This is a genomic window from Shewanella sp. 492, assembly GCF_059338445.1.
Genome location: NZ_CM181702.1, coordinates 1,076,521 through 1,092,958, shown reverse-complemented (window position 1 = coordinate 1,092,958; position 16,438 = coordinate 1,076,521). Strand labels below are relative to the sequence as shown.

The following is a 16,438-nucleotide window of genomic DNA, read 5'->3' as shown; positions in this document are numbered from 1 at the left end:
CTGAGAAAATGAGTTGGAAATATGTGCTTGTATGAAAGCACTAGGACGGGGCAATATTATACCAAAGCCCAGCTGATTCGACAAACAACAAAGCGATATATTTTACTCTTTTGCCGTTTCGGCCCGCTTTACTTGATCCCAATAAGCGTCTAATTCTACTAAGGAGTGCGCCTTCATCGGCTTTTCGGCGGCGTTAGCTAATGCTTCAACCCCCCGAAAGCGCCGCTCAAATTTGCCATTGGCAAGGCGCAGTGCTTGCTCGGGCTCCACACCTAAATGGCGAGACAAATTAACCACCGCAAATAGCAGATCGCCCATCTCTTCACTAATCCTTTGCGGTTGCTGCTCTGGTGCGTTAACTTCCTCGAGCACCTCTGCTATCTCTTCGTGAATTTTCGCCACCACAGGGGCCAATTCATCCCAGTCGAACCCCACACTGGCCACCCGTTTTTGCACTTTTGCCGCGCGGCTTAATGCAGGTAGATTTAATGGAATATCATCCAGCACCGAATGCAATGACCGCCCAGCACGCTCGCTGGCCTTTATGCTTTCCCAGCTTTGTTTGACTGCCTCGGTAGATGTTAAGGACAACTCACCAAACACATGAGGATGGCGCTCGGTTAATTTGCGGCAGATTTTATCTACCACCACACCAAAGTCAAATAACCCCTGCTCTTTTGCTAACTGACAATAAAAGATCACTTGAAACAGCAGGTCGCCAAGCTCCCCTGGCAATTCATCGAACGCTGTCCGTTCAATGGTATCGGCCACTTCATAGGCCTCCTCGAGAGTAAATGGCACTATGGTGTGATAGGTTTGTGCTTTATCCCATGGGCAACCGGTTTGTGGGTCGCGCAATTGACTCATGATCTCGAGTAAACGGTTAATATCGTTATTGGCCTTCATCGAACAACCTCATCATAAAAGGCGACTCTCGCCGCCTTTATCTCTTGTCTGTTTGTGGGCGACACGATTAGGTGCGCCGCGCTTCCATCACCCCATCGACTTGCGATAGCTTAGCCATCACCCGAGAAAGTCCCTCTAAATTATATAACTCGAGCTCGAGCTCAATGATGACAGTTTGATTTTTAACATCCAAAGATGAGCTCATCGCCAGTACCGTCGATTTTTCGGCGGCCAGCACTGAGGTCAGATCTCGCAGCAAGCCATTTCTATCGTTAGCAAACACTTTTAAACGCAGCTTATAGCCACCGGAGTAATTTTTACCCCACACCACATCCACGCTGCGCTCGGGATGTACCCGCATCAGCTCTTTCACTTGCTCGCAATCGGCGCGGTGTACCGAGATCCCGCGGCCTTTAGTAATAAAGCCAAAAATGTCATCACCGGGTACAGGCTGACAGCATTTAGCGATATGGCTCATCAAGTTACCGACGCCATTAACCTCGACCTGACCTCTACTTTTATGGGCTATACGGGAATGATTTTTCTTGAGTAAGTCCTCAACGGCTTCCTCTTCTGACAGCTCATTGATGCGCATCCGGCTCTGCACATGGTTGACCACCTGATTAAGACGCACATCGCCGCCACCAATGCCCGCCAGAAGATCGTCCATGCTAACCATGTTAAAACGCTCGACCGCCGTTTTGGCATCTTTAAGAGTGAGGTTGCTGCGCGCTAGCTCCGCTTCGAGCATCTCCCGCCCAGCGACAATGTTTTTATCTCTATCTTGCTGCTTAAACCAATGCTGAATTTTCGACCGCGCTCGCGAGGTGCGAATATAACCTAAATTAGGGTTAAGCCAGTCACGCTTAGGGTTGGGGGTTTTCGAGGTGATGATCTCAATACGCTCACCGGTTTCAACTTGATAAGTAAACGGCACTATACGGCCATCGACCTTGGCTCCAATACACTTATGGCCGACGTGGGAATGAATATAATAGGCAAAATCCAGTACGGTAGAGCCCATGGGTAAGTCAATCACTTCGCCATTAGGGGTAAACACATACACTCTGTCTTCGAAGACTTGACTGCGCACTTCATCGACCAAGTTGCCACTTTCGGCCACATCTTCTTGCCATTGCAAAATCTTGCGCAGCCAGTTGATTTTCTCTTCGTAACCGCTTTGCTTACCTGTGGTGCCCTCTTTGTATTTCCAATGAGCCGCCACCCCTAGCTCAGCATCTTCGTGCATCTGCTCGGTACGGATTTGGATCTCGACCGTCTTTCCCTCGGGGCCAACCACTATGGTATGGATTGACTGATATCCATTCGATTTAGGGTTGGCGACATAATCGTCAAACTCTTTAGGAATATGATGCCAAAGGGTATGCACCACCCCTAGGGCGCCGTAGCAGTCTTGCAGGCGTTCGGTAACGATACGTACCGCGCGCACGTCAAATAACTCATCGAATGTCAGATCTTTACCGCGCATCTTCTTCCAGATGCTGTAAATATGTTTAGGCCTGCCATACACCTTGGCGCGAATTTGGTCTTCATCGAGGCGCTGCTGTAACTGTTTGACAAAATTATCGATGTAGCTCTCACGATCGAGCCGCTTACCATCGAGCTGTTTAGCAATTTCTTTATAGGTTTCGGGGTGCAGGTAACGAAATGAGATATCTTCGAGCTCCCACTTTAATTGGCCAATCCCTAAGCGGTTAGCCAACGGTGCATAGATATCGGCAATCTCTCGCGCCAATAAGACCCGCGTCTCCTCGTCAGCACTTTTCACTTCTCGCAGTAGGCAGATCCGCTCAGCCAACTTGATCACCACCGCGCGCACATCTTCCACCATAGCCAGTAACATTCGGCGGATGTTATCGATTTGCGGCTCGGCATTGCGGCTCTGCTCGTTCACCTTGAGTGCACCAATGGCATTCATGGTCACGACACTTTTTACCAGTACCGCTAATTTCTCACCAAACAGCTCAGGCAACTGCTCGGCGCTTATCAGGCCGGCGTCATACACCACAAAAATCACTGCGGCTTGCAGGGTTTCGATATCCATATTGAGCGGGGCTAGGATCTCAATCATCTCGCGGCCGCGCTGATTAAGTAAATGGCTTTGAGCCCCTTCTTTAACGACCAGTCCTTCAATTTTTTTCATCAACTCGAGCAGAATAGCGACTTCTTGCTCGTTATCGATGTAGCGATTAACCCACTCAGTTAATTGAAAATCTTTGTCATTAAAATGTGCTTCTCTAATAGATACCATCTAATGATTGTCCTTAATTGCTGATATTGGCGGCGCGCGCTCACCACAAGAACTCCTGCGGTGAAATATCATTCTATTACCTAAAAACCAAAGCCACTATCTTGAGGATTCCGCCCACATTGTCAATCGACTCAGGTCGTTATTTACACTAAAGATCTATTTAACCCATTAATCTCGCTCAAAAAGTGCCATTGCTTCGATATGATGCGTTTGCGGGAACATATCGATTAACCCCAATTTTTGCAGTCGATAACCTTGTTTCAGCAGTTGTTGACTGTCTCTAGCCAAGCTAACCGGATTACAAGAGACATACAGCACAGACTTGGGTTTCATCTGCTTTAGCCATTGCAAACTCTCGAACGCGCCAGCGCGGGCTGGATCGAGCAGCAGTTTATCAATCTGCCCCAGCCAAGGTTGCTCAGACAGATCGGCGCTCAAATCGGCGTGGTAAAACTCAACGCCACTAACGCCGCTGGCAACCGCATTGTCTTTGGCCGTTGCCACCATCGCAGGCACACCTTCAACCCCCACCACCTGCGCGCCCGCTTTGGCCAGCGCAATGGTGAAGTTACCCACCCCACAAAAAAGATCCAGCACACGCTCGCCAGGCTTAACAGCAAGCCACTCAATGGCCTGTTTCACCATATTACGATTCACATCGGCATTAATCTGAATAAAGTTACCCGGTGAAAAACCTAATTGGCTGCCGTCATCCAAACAGTAAAAAGGCAGGCTGGTATCACCGTCGAGGCTGTCGATGTGACCATGTTCATCGAGCAGCACCATACGCACGCTGTGCTCGGCGCCAAAAGCACGTAGACGAGCGATATCAGCATCGCTTAGCGCTTGAGTAATGCGTAGCACCACCATATTGGTCGACTCCACCGCCACTAACTCGACATGGCCTAAACTGCGCTTGGCCGCGAGCGTATTTAAACACAAGGTTAATGGGGCGATAAGTTGCGATAATGCTGGGGCCAACACTGGGCACTCGTCGATGCTAACCACCTGTTCACTCGCCAAAGCGCGAAAACCTAAGCTCAGTGTTTTGCTGTCGCGTTGATACTGAGTGGCAAGCCTTGCCTTACGCCGATAACCCCACGCCTCCCCCACCAGCGGCTCGGCCAGTTGCTGTGCCTGGGTTTGGCCCATTTTGTCGAGCAAGTTGACTAAGGCTTGCTGCTTATACTCGCGCTGCATTGGCACTGCTAGATGTTGCAGATCGCAGCCACCACACTGGCCATAGAATGCACAGCCACTGGCCACTCGATGGCTTGATGCCACATCGATGCGTAGCAGCTTAGCTTTAGCAAAACGTTTCTTTTGCTCAATTAATTGTGCAGTGACCGTTTCTTCTGGCAAGGCGCCGGGCACAAATACCACTTTGCCTTGCTGCTCAGAGACACCCGCGCCGAGATGATCAAGCTGAGTGATGTGAAATTGCTGCTTTGCCGATATTTGCTTAGCTTTATTGGGTTTAGCTTTGAAAAATTGCGCCATTTCGGCCTCTAAAACGATAAAAATAAGAGTAAACACTGCCCAAACTTAGGCAGTTTAATGTAACCTATACGCTACAACAGTATAAATTAGCCAACACCATGAATAGTGCCGACAATATGACTAAATACAGCTTAAGAGCCTGGGTTCTTGTGCTGGCGTTAGCCCCCACTATTTTGGTTGGTATTTTACTTGGCAGTTATTTTACCATAAATCGTTTCTATGAGCTGGAACAAAGCTTAATTGAACGCGGCACCAGCATTATCGAACCGCTGGCCATCGCCGCCGAAATAGGGCTAGAAACTAAAAACTTTGAAACCACCAAACGCCTCATCACCTCGGTACAGCTCAATAAGTCTAACTTAGTGCAATTTATCGCTATTTTCGACACCGAAAACCGGGTGATAGTGACTTCGCATCACTACAAAAGTCATGAGTTTATGCGTTACAACCAACCCATAGACGCATTAAATGGCATCGAAATTGAGCAGTTTGGCGATAGCCTTATTTTACGTAGTCCTATTCTTTCCAGCCAACGCGAGCTGATTGTCAGCTCGTTTGACAATAACGCTACTGCCGATCAATTAAACTCGGCCAAACTAGGTTACATCGCGGTATTGATCAACAAAGAAAACGCCCTGCTGGAGCAGCACCGCGCTGCGGTGGCGGCCTTTATCATGGTGTTAATTGGGGTTCAGCTAAACCTATTATTTACCTTTAGGTTGGTTAAAAACGTGACTCAGCCCATTACCGATATGGTGCGTGTGGTCGCCAAAATACGCGAAGGTAAGCTCGATACGCGTGTCGATGGCAATCTCATTGGTGAACTCGATCTACTCAAACGCGGCATTAATGCCATGGCCAGTTCGTTGTCGGATTACCATGAGGAGATGCAGCAAAACATCGACCAAGCCACCTCAGATCTGCGCGAAACCTTAGAGCAAATTGAAATTCAAAACGTCGAACTCGACTTAGCCAAAAAACGCGCTTTAGAGGCAAGCCGAATTAAATCAGAATTCTTAGCCAATATGTCACATGAGCTGCGCACCCCGCTCAATGGCGTTATCGGCTTTGCTAAGCAACTGCTAAAAACGCCGCTGCACACCAGCCAGCAAGACTATATAAAAACCATTGAAAAAAGCGCCAGTAACCTGCTTAGCATCATTAACGATATTCTCGACTTTTCTAAATTAGAAGCCGGCAAAATGGTATTAGAAAACATGCCGTTTGCCTTGCGTGAAGTGGTCGACGATACCGTCTCTATGTTAGCCAACAGCGCCAAAGAGAAGGAGTTAGAGCTGGTGGTCGATATCGAGCCTGCCATCAACGATAACGTCTCGGGTGATGCCTTAAGGGTCGGGCAAGTGCTCACCAACCTAGTGGGGAATGCCATTAAGTTTACCGATGAAGGCAGCATACACCTGAAGATGCGCCTTACTGGCACTGAGCCCGATAAGATCATTATTCGTTGCGAAGTCACCGACACAGGCATTGGTATCGATAAGCATCATCAAAGCCAACTATTTCAAGCCTTTGGTCAGGCAGACTCATCCATATCACGCCGCTTTGGCGGCACGGGCTTAGGACTCATCATCACCAAACGGGTGATTAATCAGATGGGTGGCCAAATCGGCTGTAACTCCACCCCAGACAAAGGCTCAACATTTTGGTTTACCTTGCCACTCAAACTGAGCCAATATCCGATTAGTCAGCCTTTAGATACCCATAAGCTCAAAGATAAATCAATTTTACTATTTGAGCCCAGAAAACTGTCGCGCCAGGTGCATGAACATCTACTGCAGCACTGGCAAATGCAGGTAACTGCTATCACCACCTTGCAACAACTTGATGCGTTGATGAGTAACACAAGCCAGCGTTTCGATTACGCCATTATCAGCTGTAATGAGCTGGCCAAAAGCCCCTTACTGCTCGATACCTTGACTCGAATTAGGCACATTAGCGATTACTCACTCTATGTGTGTAACAGTAACAATACCACCACGAGTTTCGATGTGATCCAGTCGGCTGTCGACAAAATTGTGCACGCCCCAATCGGCGAACGTGAATTGGCAAACACCCTCATTCACCCTTACCGCGCACCGCTAGCATCACAACCTAAGCCGTTACGTATTGTGCCGGTGTTAAACCGAGAGCCACTTAGCGTACTGGCGGTCGATGATAATCCGGCCAACCTTAAATTAATCGACACCTTACTGCGTGAAATCGTCACCCACGTGGCAGTCGCCGACAACGGCAAGGCCGCTGTCGAACTCGCCAAATCACGCCACTTCGATTTAATCTTTATGGATATTCAGATGCCCGGAATCGATGGTTTTAGCGCCACTAAACAGATCCGTGAGCATTCGTTAAATCGCAACACCCCTATTATTGCCGTCACCGCCCATGCCATCGCCGAAGAGCGTGAACGCATTAACCAAAGTGGCATGAACGGCTACCTGCCCAAGCCCATCGACGAGGCAGCACTCAAAGAGGTCATTAACAGTTGGAAGGTGCGCCCCAAGTTTACCCACTTTGAACAGCAGACACTCAATTGGGAACTGTGTTTAACTCAGGCGAATCAAAAAGCCGACTTGGCACTAGAGATGTTACAGATGTTGTTAGACTCGCTGCCAGAAACCCGTAATCAACTTACCTTGGCGCTTGATACCCTCGATGCCAAAGCGATGCTAGCCCATGTGCATAAACTCCATGGCGCCAGCTGCTACTGCGGCGTACCCACTACCCAACGCTTATGTAAAGAAATTGAATCATCACTTAAAAATGGCGCTAGCGTCGAAGAGGTAGAACCTGAAATACTAGAGTTACTTGATGAGCTTTCTAAGGTAGAATCTGCCACTAACCAAGTAATATCCCAGTTATCTATGGATGTGATCGATGAGTAATAAACCAGGGTTCTTCAAACGATTAAAAGCATTAGAGCTTGAGCAAAAAAAATTGTTTGCTATCGCGCTGTGCCAGCGCATGTATCCCAACTACCAGCTATTTAGTGAAGTGTGTGAATTTGGCGATCCACAGGTATTAGACACAGTGCTAAACCTGTTATGGCAGTCAATGTATGATAAAAAGCTGAAACTCAACATCGACATCTATCTTGAGCGACTCGATCTCAATACCCCAGAGCCAAGTGACTTTGACGCCTACGGTGTCTATCCCGCTATGGACGCCGCAGTGGCATTAACCTCACTATTGAGCGCACTGCAAAGTAAGGTGGAAGACGATATCATCAACATCAGCAAACTCTCTTCGAGCACGGTCGCCAATTATATTGAAGCCACTATCGAAGATGAGATGGATGAAGCCACTTTAGATGACTTTATTTTCAACCACCCCGTAATGGTTGAAGAAAAAGAGCTGCAGGCATCATTACTCGATCTCATCGAGCAAAACCCTAAAATCAGCGCCGACTTTGTCAAAGGCCTCCGTAAAGAAATTATCGAAGCAGGCGTATCTAACATTGGCATTTCAGTCGCTTAACTGCAGATGAAGAAGCTCATCTACCAAGGTTATCTATTAACCAACCGCGATGGCTTAACCGACTCTTGGATACTCACCATAGGGGAGCAACGCCGCAGTGGCTCCTTATTTGAATTACGGCGTCAGATACACTTCTATCAAGAACTGGGCGTGCTGCCAGCGGTCAACGCCCACGCGGCAAAGACAGAAGCAAGCCCACTATCTCGCTCAACTAAAAGCCCTTCTCAGTCACCTGATATCCGCCGCTCCAATAAACGCAATTAGCCCAGTTAGTTAAGTTAATATTGCCCATTAACGGCACCATATGCAGTCAAGTGGCTTTACGTTAATTCGCATTAGACCTTAGCTCAATAGCGGGCACCGACGTAAACATGCTAGGGTCGGCTTATCTTTGGGGTATATTTGGGTTTAATCATTATGATGTTGAGCCCTAGTACTGAAACACTGGCACTGAGACACCAAAGAGAGATAACGGCGTAAACTGAGCCAGCCCATGTCACAATCTAACGGATAAAAACAGCCTGAGAGGGAAAGCTCCTTAGTTTTACCACCAGCACAATTTATGGATAAATTTGTCGTATGCTACCTATCTTATCACCTCTGTTTATCGTCTTCGGCATCATGCTATCTGGCTTCATAGCCCAAAAAGCTCGGATTTTGCCCCAAGAGACAGATAACGTACTCAACCAGTACGTCTATTACATCGCCTTTCCGGCTATCATGCTGATTGTGTTAGCCGAAACCCCAATTGAACAGATCACCGATTGGGGCTTTATTGCCGGTTATAGCTTAGCGATGACCATTATCTATTTATTGACCATGGGGATATCGCTGTGGCGCGATAAAAAGCGCGATCTCGCGGCGATTCGAGCGCTTAACACCACCTTTGGCAACACCTCGTTTATCGGGATCCCGTTAATGATGATGTTGTACCCCAACAACCAGTTGGCACTGGCCGCCGCCGCTATTGCTAGCCTACTCTCGGTGACCGTATTTGCTATCGTATTGGCCCAACTCGCGCTGTATCAAGGGAAAACCGATAACGCCCTTAAGACTGTAAGCTTGGCATTACTGCAAAACCCTATCATCATCGGCAGCTTAATTGGTGTCGCCATTTCAGCGGCCAATATTACCCTTTATGCCCCTATTAGCGGCATCATCCGCCAATTTGGCATGACCTCTAGCCCCTGCGCCCTGTTTGCCATTGGCATGGTGTTGTGCAAAGCCAACCAACAGCAGGGCCGCAACGCCCCGCGCAAGCTTTCTACCGGCGCCGAACTCACCCTGCTCAACCTATTAAAATTACTATTACAACCTCTGCTTGCCTACCTACTGTGTAAAGCCTTTGGCGTTAACGGCCCACTGCTTAAGATGGCGGTACTCCTCGCGGCGCTGCCCACCGCAGCTAGCGTCTACCTGTTGGCGCACCGCTTTCAAACTAATGCCACCGTCAGCGCGCAAAATATCAGCCTAGGGATAGTACTGAGCTTTGCGGTACTGCCACTACTTGACCATTTGCTGTAGCGCTGCCATAACCTTAAATTCAACAAAATTCGCGAACAAAAAGCACACAGGTATTTACTGTATAAAAAATCAGTATATACTGTGCATTAATACAGTACTTTGTAAAAGGATGTCATTATGCTTTGCCAGCTCAGCATCAATAACTTTGCCATTGTTCGTTTTTTAGAGCTCGACTTCAAAGCCGGTATGACCAGTATCACAGGTGAAACCGGTGCCGGAAAATCTATCGCTATCGACGCCCTAGGCCTGTGTCTGGGTAATCGCGCCGAAGCCAGTACCGTTAGACCCGGCGCAGATAAAGCCGAGGTCAGCGCCCGCTTTTCTCTGCTCGATATTCCCTTGGCAAAGCGCTGGCTCGAAGATAACGACCTTGATCTTGATGATGAATGCATACTCAGGCGCACCATCAACAGTGACGGCCGCTCACGCGCCTACATTAATGGCAATCCAGTACCGCTTAGTCAACTTCGCGCACTTGGACAATTACTGATCGGCATCCACGGACAACACGCCCATCACGCCATGTTAAAGAGCGAGCATCAACTGACACTGCTCGACAGCTATGCTAACCACCGCATGCTGCTCGACAGCGTCAGTGCGAGCTATCAACGCTACAAACTGATTGAAAAAGAGCTTAAACAGCTACAACAGTCGCAACATGAGCGCATCGCCCGTAAGCAACTGCTGCAATACCAAGTTGAGGAGCTTAATGACTTTGATTTAGGCGAGCACGAATTTGACGAGATAGAAGCCGAGCATAAAAAACTCGCTAACGGCACCGCCTTAGTGCAAGCCTGCCAACACACCCTCTTCCTATTGCAAGACAACGAGCAAGGTGCGGTAGAATCGGTGCTCAACTTAGCCATAGATCAAGCTCAAGAGCTTGAGGGCTATGACACCGCCCTTAACAGCATTGGCAATATGCTCAATGACGCCTTAATCCAAGTGCAAGAGAGCAGCAGCGAGCTGCAACGCTACCTCGATGGATTAGAGCTCGACCCAGATCACTTTGCTTACCTTGAACAGCGCCTCTCTAAAATCATGCAGTTGGCGCGCAAGCATCACGTAAGTGCCAAAGATCTTTATCAGCACCATCAAGCCTTAAATCAAGAGCTAAGCAGCTTAGACTCAGACGAAGAGAAGCTTGACGAAATCGCTGAGCAGCTGCAAAGCTGCAAGCTAGGCTTCATTGCTCATGCTAAAAAGCTCAGCCAAAGCCGGAGCCGTTATGCCAAAGAACTTGACAAGCAGGTGACCCAATCGATTCATGAACTCAGCATGCCTAAGGGTAAATTTGTTATCGATATCCGCTTTAACGAAGCGATCATGTCGCCCAACGGTTGTGACACCATCGAGTTTCAAGTCACCACTAACCCAGGGCAGCCACTGCAACCTATCTCGAAAGTCGCATCAGGCGGGGAACTGTCACGTATCGGCCTTGGCATTCAGGTGATCACGGCGAAAAAGGTCGCCACACCAACGCTTATTTTCGATGAGGTGGATGTGGGCATCTCGGGGCCAACTGCTGCTGTGGTGGGAAAAATGCTACGCTCACTGGGTGAATCGACTCAAGTGCTATGTGTAACCCACCTGCCCCAAGTCGCCGGAAATGGTCATCAACACATGTTTGTGAATAAGCAAAGTAAAGCCGGACAAACCGAGACCTCTATGGTACCGCTGGATAAAACCCAACGCATCGAGGAGCTCGCCCGCTTACTTGGCGGCGATACCATTACCAGTAACACCCTAGCCAACGCCAAAGAACTACTCAGAGGTTAAAGACTGGCAACACCTAAAGCGAAGGAAATACCTTCGCTTTTTGATATCGGTGTTTCACTATTTAAACTCACTCATCCCATTGTACTTAATGAGCGAATTGCGCTCTCCATAACTCCTAGCAAGAAAAAACAAAACCATATAAGTCACGACTCGGCCGAAGTCTTAAGCAGCATTTAATTGATTCACTGCGACACCAAGCTTTCAAAATAACGAGTTCATACAAACTCTTGCGATCGCAAAAAATGGGCGTATAATCCCTCGGAATTTTTCAAAACAGAGAGCAACAATGAACCAGACAGTTAAGCACAACTTGACTCATTATCGTCGAGAAGCGGCGTTGGTTTTATGTTTCTGTTTTTCGATTTCAAAAAAAAGCCTCCTTGCTTAAGGGGGCTTTTTTTTGTCTGCTTTTTGCGTAGAGCCGGCAAGTTTAAACGACTATCTGCCCGAGGCTATTCGATGCTCATCTCGAATGTCAGTGGCAGAAAAAGTTTAAAACCATTTGTATCCGTTATCTATTTATAGGGAAGAGAAGCCATGGCGAACTCGTTGTTTCAAAAACATATCATCTCCATTCCGGAATTAAACCGAAATGAACTTGAACTCATCGTTGAAACTGCTGGAAGATTAAAAGCAGAGCCAAATCCAGAACTATTAAAAAATAAAGTCGTGGCGTGCTGTTTTTTTGAACCCTCAACACGTACTCGCCTCTCTTTTGAAACCGCAGTACAACGCCTAGGCGGCACTGTGATTGGCTTTGATAACGGTGGCAACACCTCGCTGGCCAAAAAAGGCGAGACACTAGCAGACTCAGTGCAGGTGATCTCATCTTATGTCGATGCATTTGTAATGCGTCACCCACAAGAGGGCGCAGCCCGTCTGGCCTCAGAGTTCTCTAACGGCGTACCGATTGTGAACGGTGGTGACGGTGCCAACCAACACCCAACACAAACTTTATTGGATCTCTTCTCTATTTTTGAAACTCAAGGGCGATTAGATAACTTAAATATCGCCTTCGTTGGCGATCTAAAATATGGTCGCACCGTCCACTCCCTGACCCAAGCACTGTCTAAGTTTAATAACATTAACTTCTTCTTTGTGGCTCCCGAAATTTTAGCCATGCCAGATTACATTTGTGAAGAGTTAGACCAAGCAGGGATCAGTTACAGCCTGCATGCCACTATGGAAGAGGTGATCCCTGAGCTTGATGTACTGTACATGACCCGAGTTCAAAAAGAGCGTTTCGATGAATCAGAGTACGCGCACATGAAAGCCGCTTATATTCTAAATTCAGCCATGCTAGCGGACGCACGCGACAACCTAAAGGTATTGCATCCATTGCCACGTGTTGACGAAATCACTGTCGATGTCGATAAAACCAAGCACGCTTATTACTTCCAGCAAGCGCAAAACGGGGTTTACGCCCGTGAAGCACTGCTGGCATTAGTACTGAACGAACAACTTTAAGCAGGAGATAATCACCATGACCAAGGAAACGCAACAAGTTGAAGCCATAAAGAATGGCTCTGTTATCGACCATATTCCTGCCAATGTGGGGATTAAAGTGCTTAAGCTGTTTCAGATGCATAAAACCAATCAACGTGTCACGATTGGTCTTAATCTGCCTTCCTCTGCTTTGGGCGCTAAAGATCTGATTAAAATTGAAAATGTTTTTATCAGCCCAGATCAGGCGAATCAATTAGCCCTGTATGCCCCTAACGCTACGGTTAATCAGATTGAAAATTATGAAGTGGTAAAAAAACTGACCCTGTCGTTACCAGAGCGGATCAACGCCATTTTTAAGTGCCCAAATACCAACTGTATCACCCATAATGAGCCGGTAGACAGCAGCTTTAGTGTCAGCGCTAAAAAGCAAGATGTACAACTCAAATGTAAATACTGCGAGAAGGTGTTCTCACGTGAAATAGTGACCGAGCGTCACTAAGCCGCCACTTTTTCAGCCACTCACAACTAACAAGCCTGTTCAACATTGAGCAGGCTTTCCCCTTGTACTGGTAATCAGTCATGTGCGCACTAATAAAACTCTTCTCAATCAATAGCGCACATCACCTGGGCATAACGTTTCGGATTAAAGTTGATGCAAATGACCATGGTAATTAACACCATCACCAGATGCATCATCCAGCCATAGCCAAAATCACCACTCCACTGCAATAACTGCGCAAACATCAGCGGAAAGGCGGCGGCAATCAAAAAGCCGCCACCTTGCATTAATGCGGCGAGCGCCCCAGCACTGTTAACCGCCGGTAGATGATCAAGCGCTGTGACTATGGTTAATGAAAAGGCCCCGCCCAGTCCCGCGCCGCACAAGATTGACCATAACTGCGGCGCGCTATCGGCATGAAAAGCGAACCCCCAAAAACCAATGGCCTGCATCACTAACACCCACAGCAACCAAGGGCGCCTGTCGGTGTAACTTCTGGCCAAGGCTGGTAAGCCAATGGCGAACAAGGCTTGAGTCACCGCCATCACCACAATTAAATGGCTGCTACTGGCATTATCCCAGCCACGCTGCTGATAAAAGGCCGCCAGCCAAGTGACTAATGAAGCATACCCGCCGTTGACTATGCCAAAGGCGGCCATTAGAGTCCACGTTCGCGGGCGAGCCAGTAACCCCTTTAGCGGTCGAGATGATAAGCTTAGCTGCGATAGTTCAGGTAAAGCGTTGCATTGGGTAGGCGGCATCTGCCGACGCTGGCTAAGCACCCTCCAAGCCACGACCAAGGCCGCAAAACAGGGCAATGCCAACAAGGCCAATGCATGTTGCCAACCATAGCCCCATTGCAACAACATCGGCATTAGCTGTGCGCCCAACGCGCCGCCAATCATCAATGACGCCGAATAAAGCCCGGTGACCACCGCCGAGTGCTGGGCAAAAAACTGTTTAATCATGCCCGGTAAAATAGATTGTATAAATGCCACGCCCACACCACACAGCAGCGCGGTGATAATAAGCGTGCTGCCATCGCTGACGAAATAGCGCAGCGCTGAGCCTAGCGTCATCAATGCCAATGCCAGTAACAAGCCGACATGGCTGCCAATAAGTGCAGGCCGAGCCGCCACCACAAAGGCCCCAATCCCCATCAACATCATAGGCAGCAAGGTTAGCATCGACGCTTGGGGATAACTGAGGCCGGTGTCATTAACGATACTGCCCAGCAGCGGCCCAGGTGCCACTAAAAATGGCCGCAGATTGAGACCGATTAAGACAATTAATAACAGCAAGGATAATGACTGAGCGCGCACGCTTAATTGACGGCCCATTAGTCAACCTGCTGTTTAGACGCGTTATGCTCTGCCCACTTAGCATAGAGCGCGCCGTCATTGGCATCACTTGGCGAGCACTGCTCGACCGACAACCAGCTTTGCAGCTCAAGCGGCGGCGCAAGCTCCATGGCGATATGCGCCGTCGATAACCCATAAGGCTGTGCTTGTTGATTCGAATAAGCAAACACCAAATGGTTAATTCCTGCCATGCGCATAGCAGCCAAGCACATAGGGCAAGGCTGGCCACTGGCATACACGCTGCAGCCTTCAAGGCTGGTGGCATTTAAAGCTTTACCTGCGGCCCTTAGGGCCAGCAACTCGGCGTGAGCGGTTGGGTCGCACTCTTGAAGAATACGATTGACCCCAGTGGCTACCACCTCACCTTGTTTCACTACGATGGCAGCAAAAGGACGGCCACCGGCAGCCACATTTTGCTCAGCAAGGGCTAACGCTTGCTTAATAAAGGGATCTGATGTGCGCATTTTTTCACCTTTAGCAGCTGCAATTGCTGCAATTGCTGCATGACTTGCTTTAACTTGACACTATAAAGGTGAGCATGACGGGTAAAAAATGATTTTTTTAAATAGAAACCATTCATAACGTAAATACTATTTCCCTTACTAAGTTAAAGGTCTTACTATTTATCGGCTGAATGTCAGCCCCCTCGAAAGACAGGATTAATGCTATGGATGATGTGTCATGATGTTTGAACCTCGTCTACTGCGCGCTTTTGTGGTGCTTGCCGATACTGGCAGCTTTACCTTAGCGGCAGCACATTTACACCTAACACAATCGACAATAAGCCAACAGATAAACCGCCTCGAAGCCGCCGTCGGCAAGGCATTATTTGATCGGACTCAACGCCCTATTCAGTTAACCAACTCAGGTGAGAAACTCCTCGGCTATGCGCGCAAAATTTTAGCGCTGCAATGTGAGGCCCAAGCATTGGTGGCGAACTCAGCTGGCAGCGCGCTGATTAAAATTGGCATCCCTGATGATATCGCCACCGAGCAGATGATCGGTGTGTTTGCCAATTTTGCTAAACAGCATCAGGAAATTAGGCTCGATGTCACCACAGGTCTCAGCCTCGAATTAACCCACAGATACCGCAACGGTGACTTTGATATCTTAGTAGTCAAAGAAACCCACGCCGCCGATGATCACAGATTGACCATCAGCGAGCCCATGGCCTGGTATCAATCACTCGATACCCAGCCGCACTGGAGTGAGCCGTTACCCTTAATCGCATTTCCTCCCGGCGGGCTCTACCGCGACACCATGTTTGAACGCATCACCCATGAGGGCAAACTCTGGTATGTGGCGTTTTCCAGCAGCAGCTTAAATAACCTGCTTAGCGCCGTCGAAGCGGGCTTAGGTTATAGTCTGCTTCCCGTAAGAGCCACCGCTGGGCGGCGAGTCACCCCTTGCCCGCATTTAGGTAACGAGCAGCCCATGACGCTGTCGCTATACACAAATGATGGTAATGCCATTATTAGCGAACTGGCCGACAACATAGGCCACATACTGGTTAACCGAGAAGCCGTCTTTGAACAACTCGTGACGCAGCAAAAGCAGCACCTTACCCGTAAGTCGCACGCAAATACTAAGGGAGCGGTTAACCCTTAAGTAAACACTAAAGCTCAATATTAAACGCACACATGACAAGGCTTTGCCTGG

General features: G+C 48.4%; 13 protein-coding genes. 8 read left to right on the top strand and 5 right to left on the bottom strand.

Annotated elements, in window-relative coordinates; translation table 11 throughout:
• Positions 1-102: 102 nt before the first annotated feature.
• The 3 genes from mazG to rlmD form a co-directional block, all read right to left on the bottom strand.
• Complete coding sequence (gene mazG, locus AC5YBX_RS04830; RefSeq protein ID WP_494524446.1) at positions 103-906, bottom strand: nucleoside triphosphate pyrophosphohydrolase; 804 nt, start codon at positions 904-906, stop codon at positions 103-105.
• Positions 907-973: 67 nt separating this feature from the next.
• The gene (relA, locus tag AC5YBX_RS04825) at positions 974-3,178 is read right to left on the bottom strand and encodes a GTP diphosphokinase (RefSeq protein ID WP_494524445.1); all 2,205 of its coding nucleotides are present in this window, start codon (positions 3,176-3,178) and stop codon (positions 974-976) included.
• 168 nt (positions 3,179-3,346) lie between these two features.
• Positions 3,347-4,678 carry a 23S rRNA (uracil(1939)-C(5))-methyltransferase RlmD gene (gene rlmD / locus AC5YBX_RS04820; protein ID WP_494524444.1) on the bottom strand — a complete coding sequence of 444 codons (1,332 nt, stop codon included), beginning with the start codon at positions 4,676-4,678 and terminating at the stop codon, positions 3,347-3,349.
• Positions 4,679-4,794: 116 nt separating this feature from the next.
• On the opposite strand from rlmD, the gene barA reads away from it, so the two are divergent.
• The 7 genes from barA (at position 4,795) to pyrI (ending at position 13,418) form a co-directional block, all read left to right on the top strand.
• Positions 4,795-7,578, top strand: a complete 2,784-nt coding sequence (gene barA, locus AC5YBX_RS04815) for a two-component sensor histidine kinase BarA (protein WP_494519777.1) — start codon at positions 4,795-4,797, stop codon at positions 7,576-7,578.
• The gene (locus AC5YBX_RS04810; RefSeq protein WP_494519778.1) at positions 7,571-8,170 is read left to right on the top strand and encodes a YjaG family protein; all 600 of its coding nucleotides are present in this window, start codon (positions 7,571-7,573) and stop codon (positions 8,168-8,170) included. The genes barA and AC5YBX_RS04810 overlap by 8 nt, the downstream gene beginning before the upstream one ends.
• A 6-nt stretch (positions 8,171-8,176) precedes the next feature.
• Positions 8,177-8,434, top strand: coding sequence for a DUF3319 domain-containing protein (locus AC5YBX_RS04805; RefSeq protein ID WP_494519779.1), 258 nt, complete (start codon positions 8,177-8,179; stop codon positions 8,432-8,434).
• 315 nt (positions 8,435-8,749) lie between these two features.
• Positions 8,750-9,694: an AEC family transporter gene (locus tag AC5YBX_RS04800; RefSeq protein WP_494524443.1), complete on the top strand. Its 945-nt coding sequence runs from the start codon at positions 8,750-8,752 to the stop codon at positions 9,692-9,694.
• 117 nt (positions 9,695-9,811) lie between these two features.
• On the top strand, positions 9,812-11,473 hold the full coding sequence (gene recN / locus AC5YBX_RS04795; RefSeq protein WP_494519780.1) for a DNA repair protein RecN: 1,662 nt from the start codon (positions 9,812-9,814) through the stop codon (positions 11,471-11,473).
• 537 nt (positions 11,474-12,010) lie between these two features.
• Complete coding sequence (gene pyrB / locus AC5YBX_RS04790) at positions 12,011-12,940, top strand: aspartate carbamoyltransferase (protein ID WP_494519781.1); 930 nt, start codon at positions 12,011-12,013, stop codon at positions 12,938-12,940.
• A gap of 16 nt (positions 12,941-12,956) precedes the next feature.
• Positions 12,957-13,418, top strand: a complete 462-nt coding sequence (gene pyrI, locus AC5YBX_RS04785; RefSeq protein WP_475516164.1) for an aspartate carbamoyltransferase regulatory subunit — start codon at positions 12,957-12,959, stop codon at positions 13,416-13,418.
• 104 nt (positions 13,419-13,522) lie between these two features.
• Here the strand turns inward: pyrI and AC5YBX_RS04780 are convergent, their stop codons facing one another.
• Positions 13,523-14,758, bottom strand: coding sequence for an MFS transporter (locus AC5YBX_RS04780; RefSeq protein ID WP_494519782.1), 1,236 nt, complete (start codon positions 14,756-14,758; stop codon positions 13,523-13,525).
• Entirely contained in the window at positions 14,758-15,243 is a 486-nt protein-coding gene (locus AC5YBX_RS04775; RefSeq protein WP_494519783.1) for a nucleoside deaminase, read from the bottom strand. Before AC5YBX_RS04775 ends, AC5YBX_RS04780 begins: the two co-directional genes overlap by 1 nt.
• 217 nt (positions 15,244-15,460) lie before the next feature.
• Between AC5YBX_RS04775 and AC5YBX_RS04770 the strand changes: the two genes are divergently transcribed.
• On the top strand, positions 15,461-16,387 hold the full coding sequence (locus AC5YBX_RS04770; RefSeq protein ID WP_494519784.1) for a LysR family transcriptional regulator: 927 nt from the start codon (positions 15,461-15,463) through the stop codon (positions 16,385-16,387).
• The last annotated feature ends 51 nt before the right edge of the window (positions 16,388-16,438 follow it).

Coding starts and splice junctions, on each gene's coding strand:
- mazG (WP_494524446.1), bottom strand. CDS start 906: ATGAAGGCCAATAACGATATTAACCGTTTACTCGAGATCATGAGTCAA.
- relA (WP_494524445.1), bottom strand. CDS start 3,178: ATGGTATCTATTAGAGAAGCACATTTTAATGACAAAGATTTTCAATTA.
- rlmD (WP_494524444.1), bottom strand. CDS start 4,678: ATGGCGCAATTTTTCAAAGCTAAACCCAATAAAGCTAAGCAAATATCG.
- barA (WP_494519777.1), top strand. CDS start 4,795: ATGACTAAATACAGCTTAAGAGCCTGGGTTCTTGTGCTGGCGTTAGCC.
- AC5YBX_RS04810 (WP_494519778.1), top strand. CDS start 7,571: ATGAGTAATAAACCAGGGTTCTTCAAACGATTAAAAGCATTAGAGCTT.
- AC5YBX_RS04805 (WP_494519779.1), top strand. CDS start 8,177: ATGAAGAAGCTCATCTACCAAGGTTATCTATTAACCAACCGCGATGGC.
- AC5YBX_RS04800 (WP_494524443.1), top strand. CDS start 8,750: ATGCTACCTATCTTATCACCTCTGTTTATCGTCTTCGGCATCATGCTA.
- recN (WP_494519780.1), top strand. CDS start 9,812: ATGCTTTGCCAGCTCAGCATCAATAACTTTGCCATTGTTCGTTTTTTA.
- pyrB (WP_494519781.1), top strand. CDS start 12,011: ATGGCGAACTCGTTGTTTCAAAAACATATCATCTCCATTCCGGAATTA.
- pyrI (WP_475516164.1), top strand. CDS start 12,957: ATGACCAAGGAAACGCAACAAGTTGAAGCCATAAAGAATGGCTCTGTT.
- AC5YBX_RS04780 (WP_494519782.1), bottom strand. CDS start 14,758: ATGGGCCGTCAATTAAGCGTGCGCGCTCAGTCATTATCCTTGCTGTTA.
- AC5YBX_RS04775 (WP_494519783.1), bottom strand. CDS start 15,243: ATGCGCACATCAGATCCCTTTATTAAGCAAGCGTTAGCCCTTGCTGAG.
- AC5YBX_RS04770 (WP_494519784.1), top strand. CDS start 15,461: ATGATGTTTGAACCTCGTCTACTGCGCGCTTTTGTGGTGCTTGCCGAT.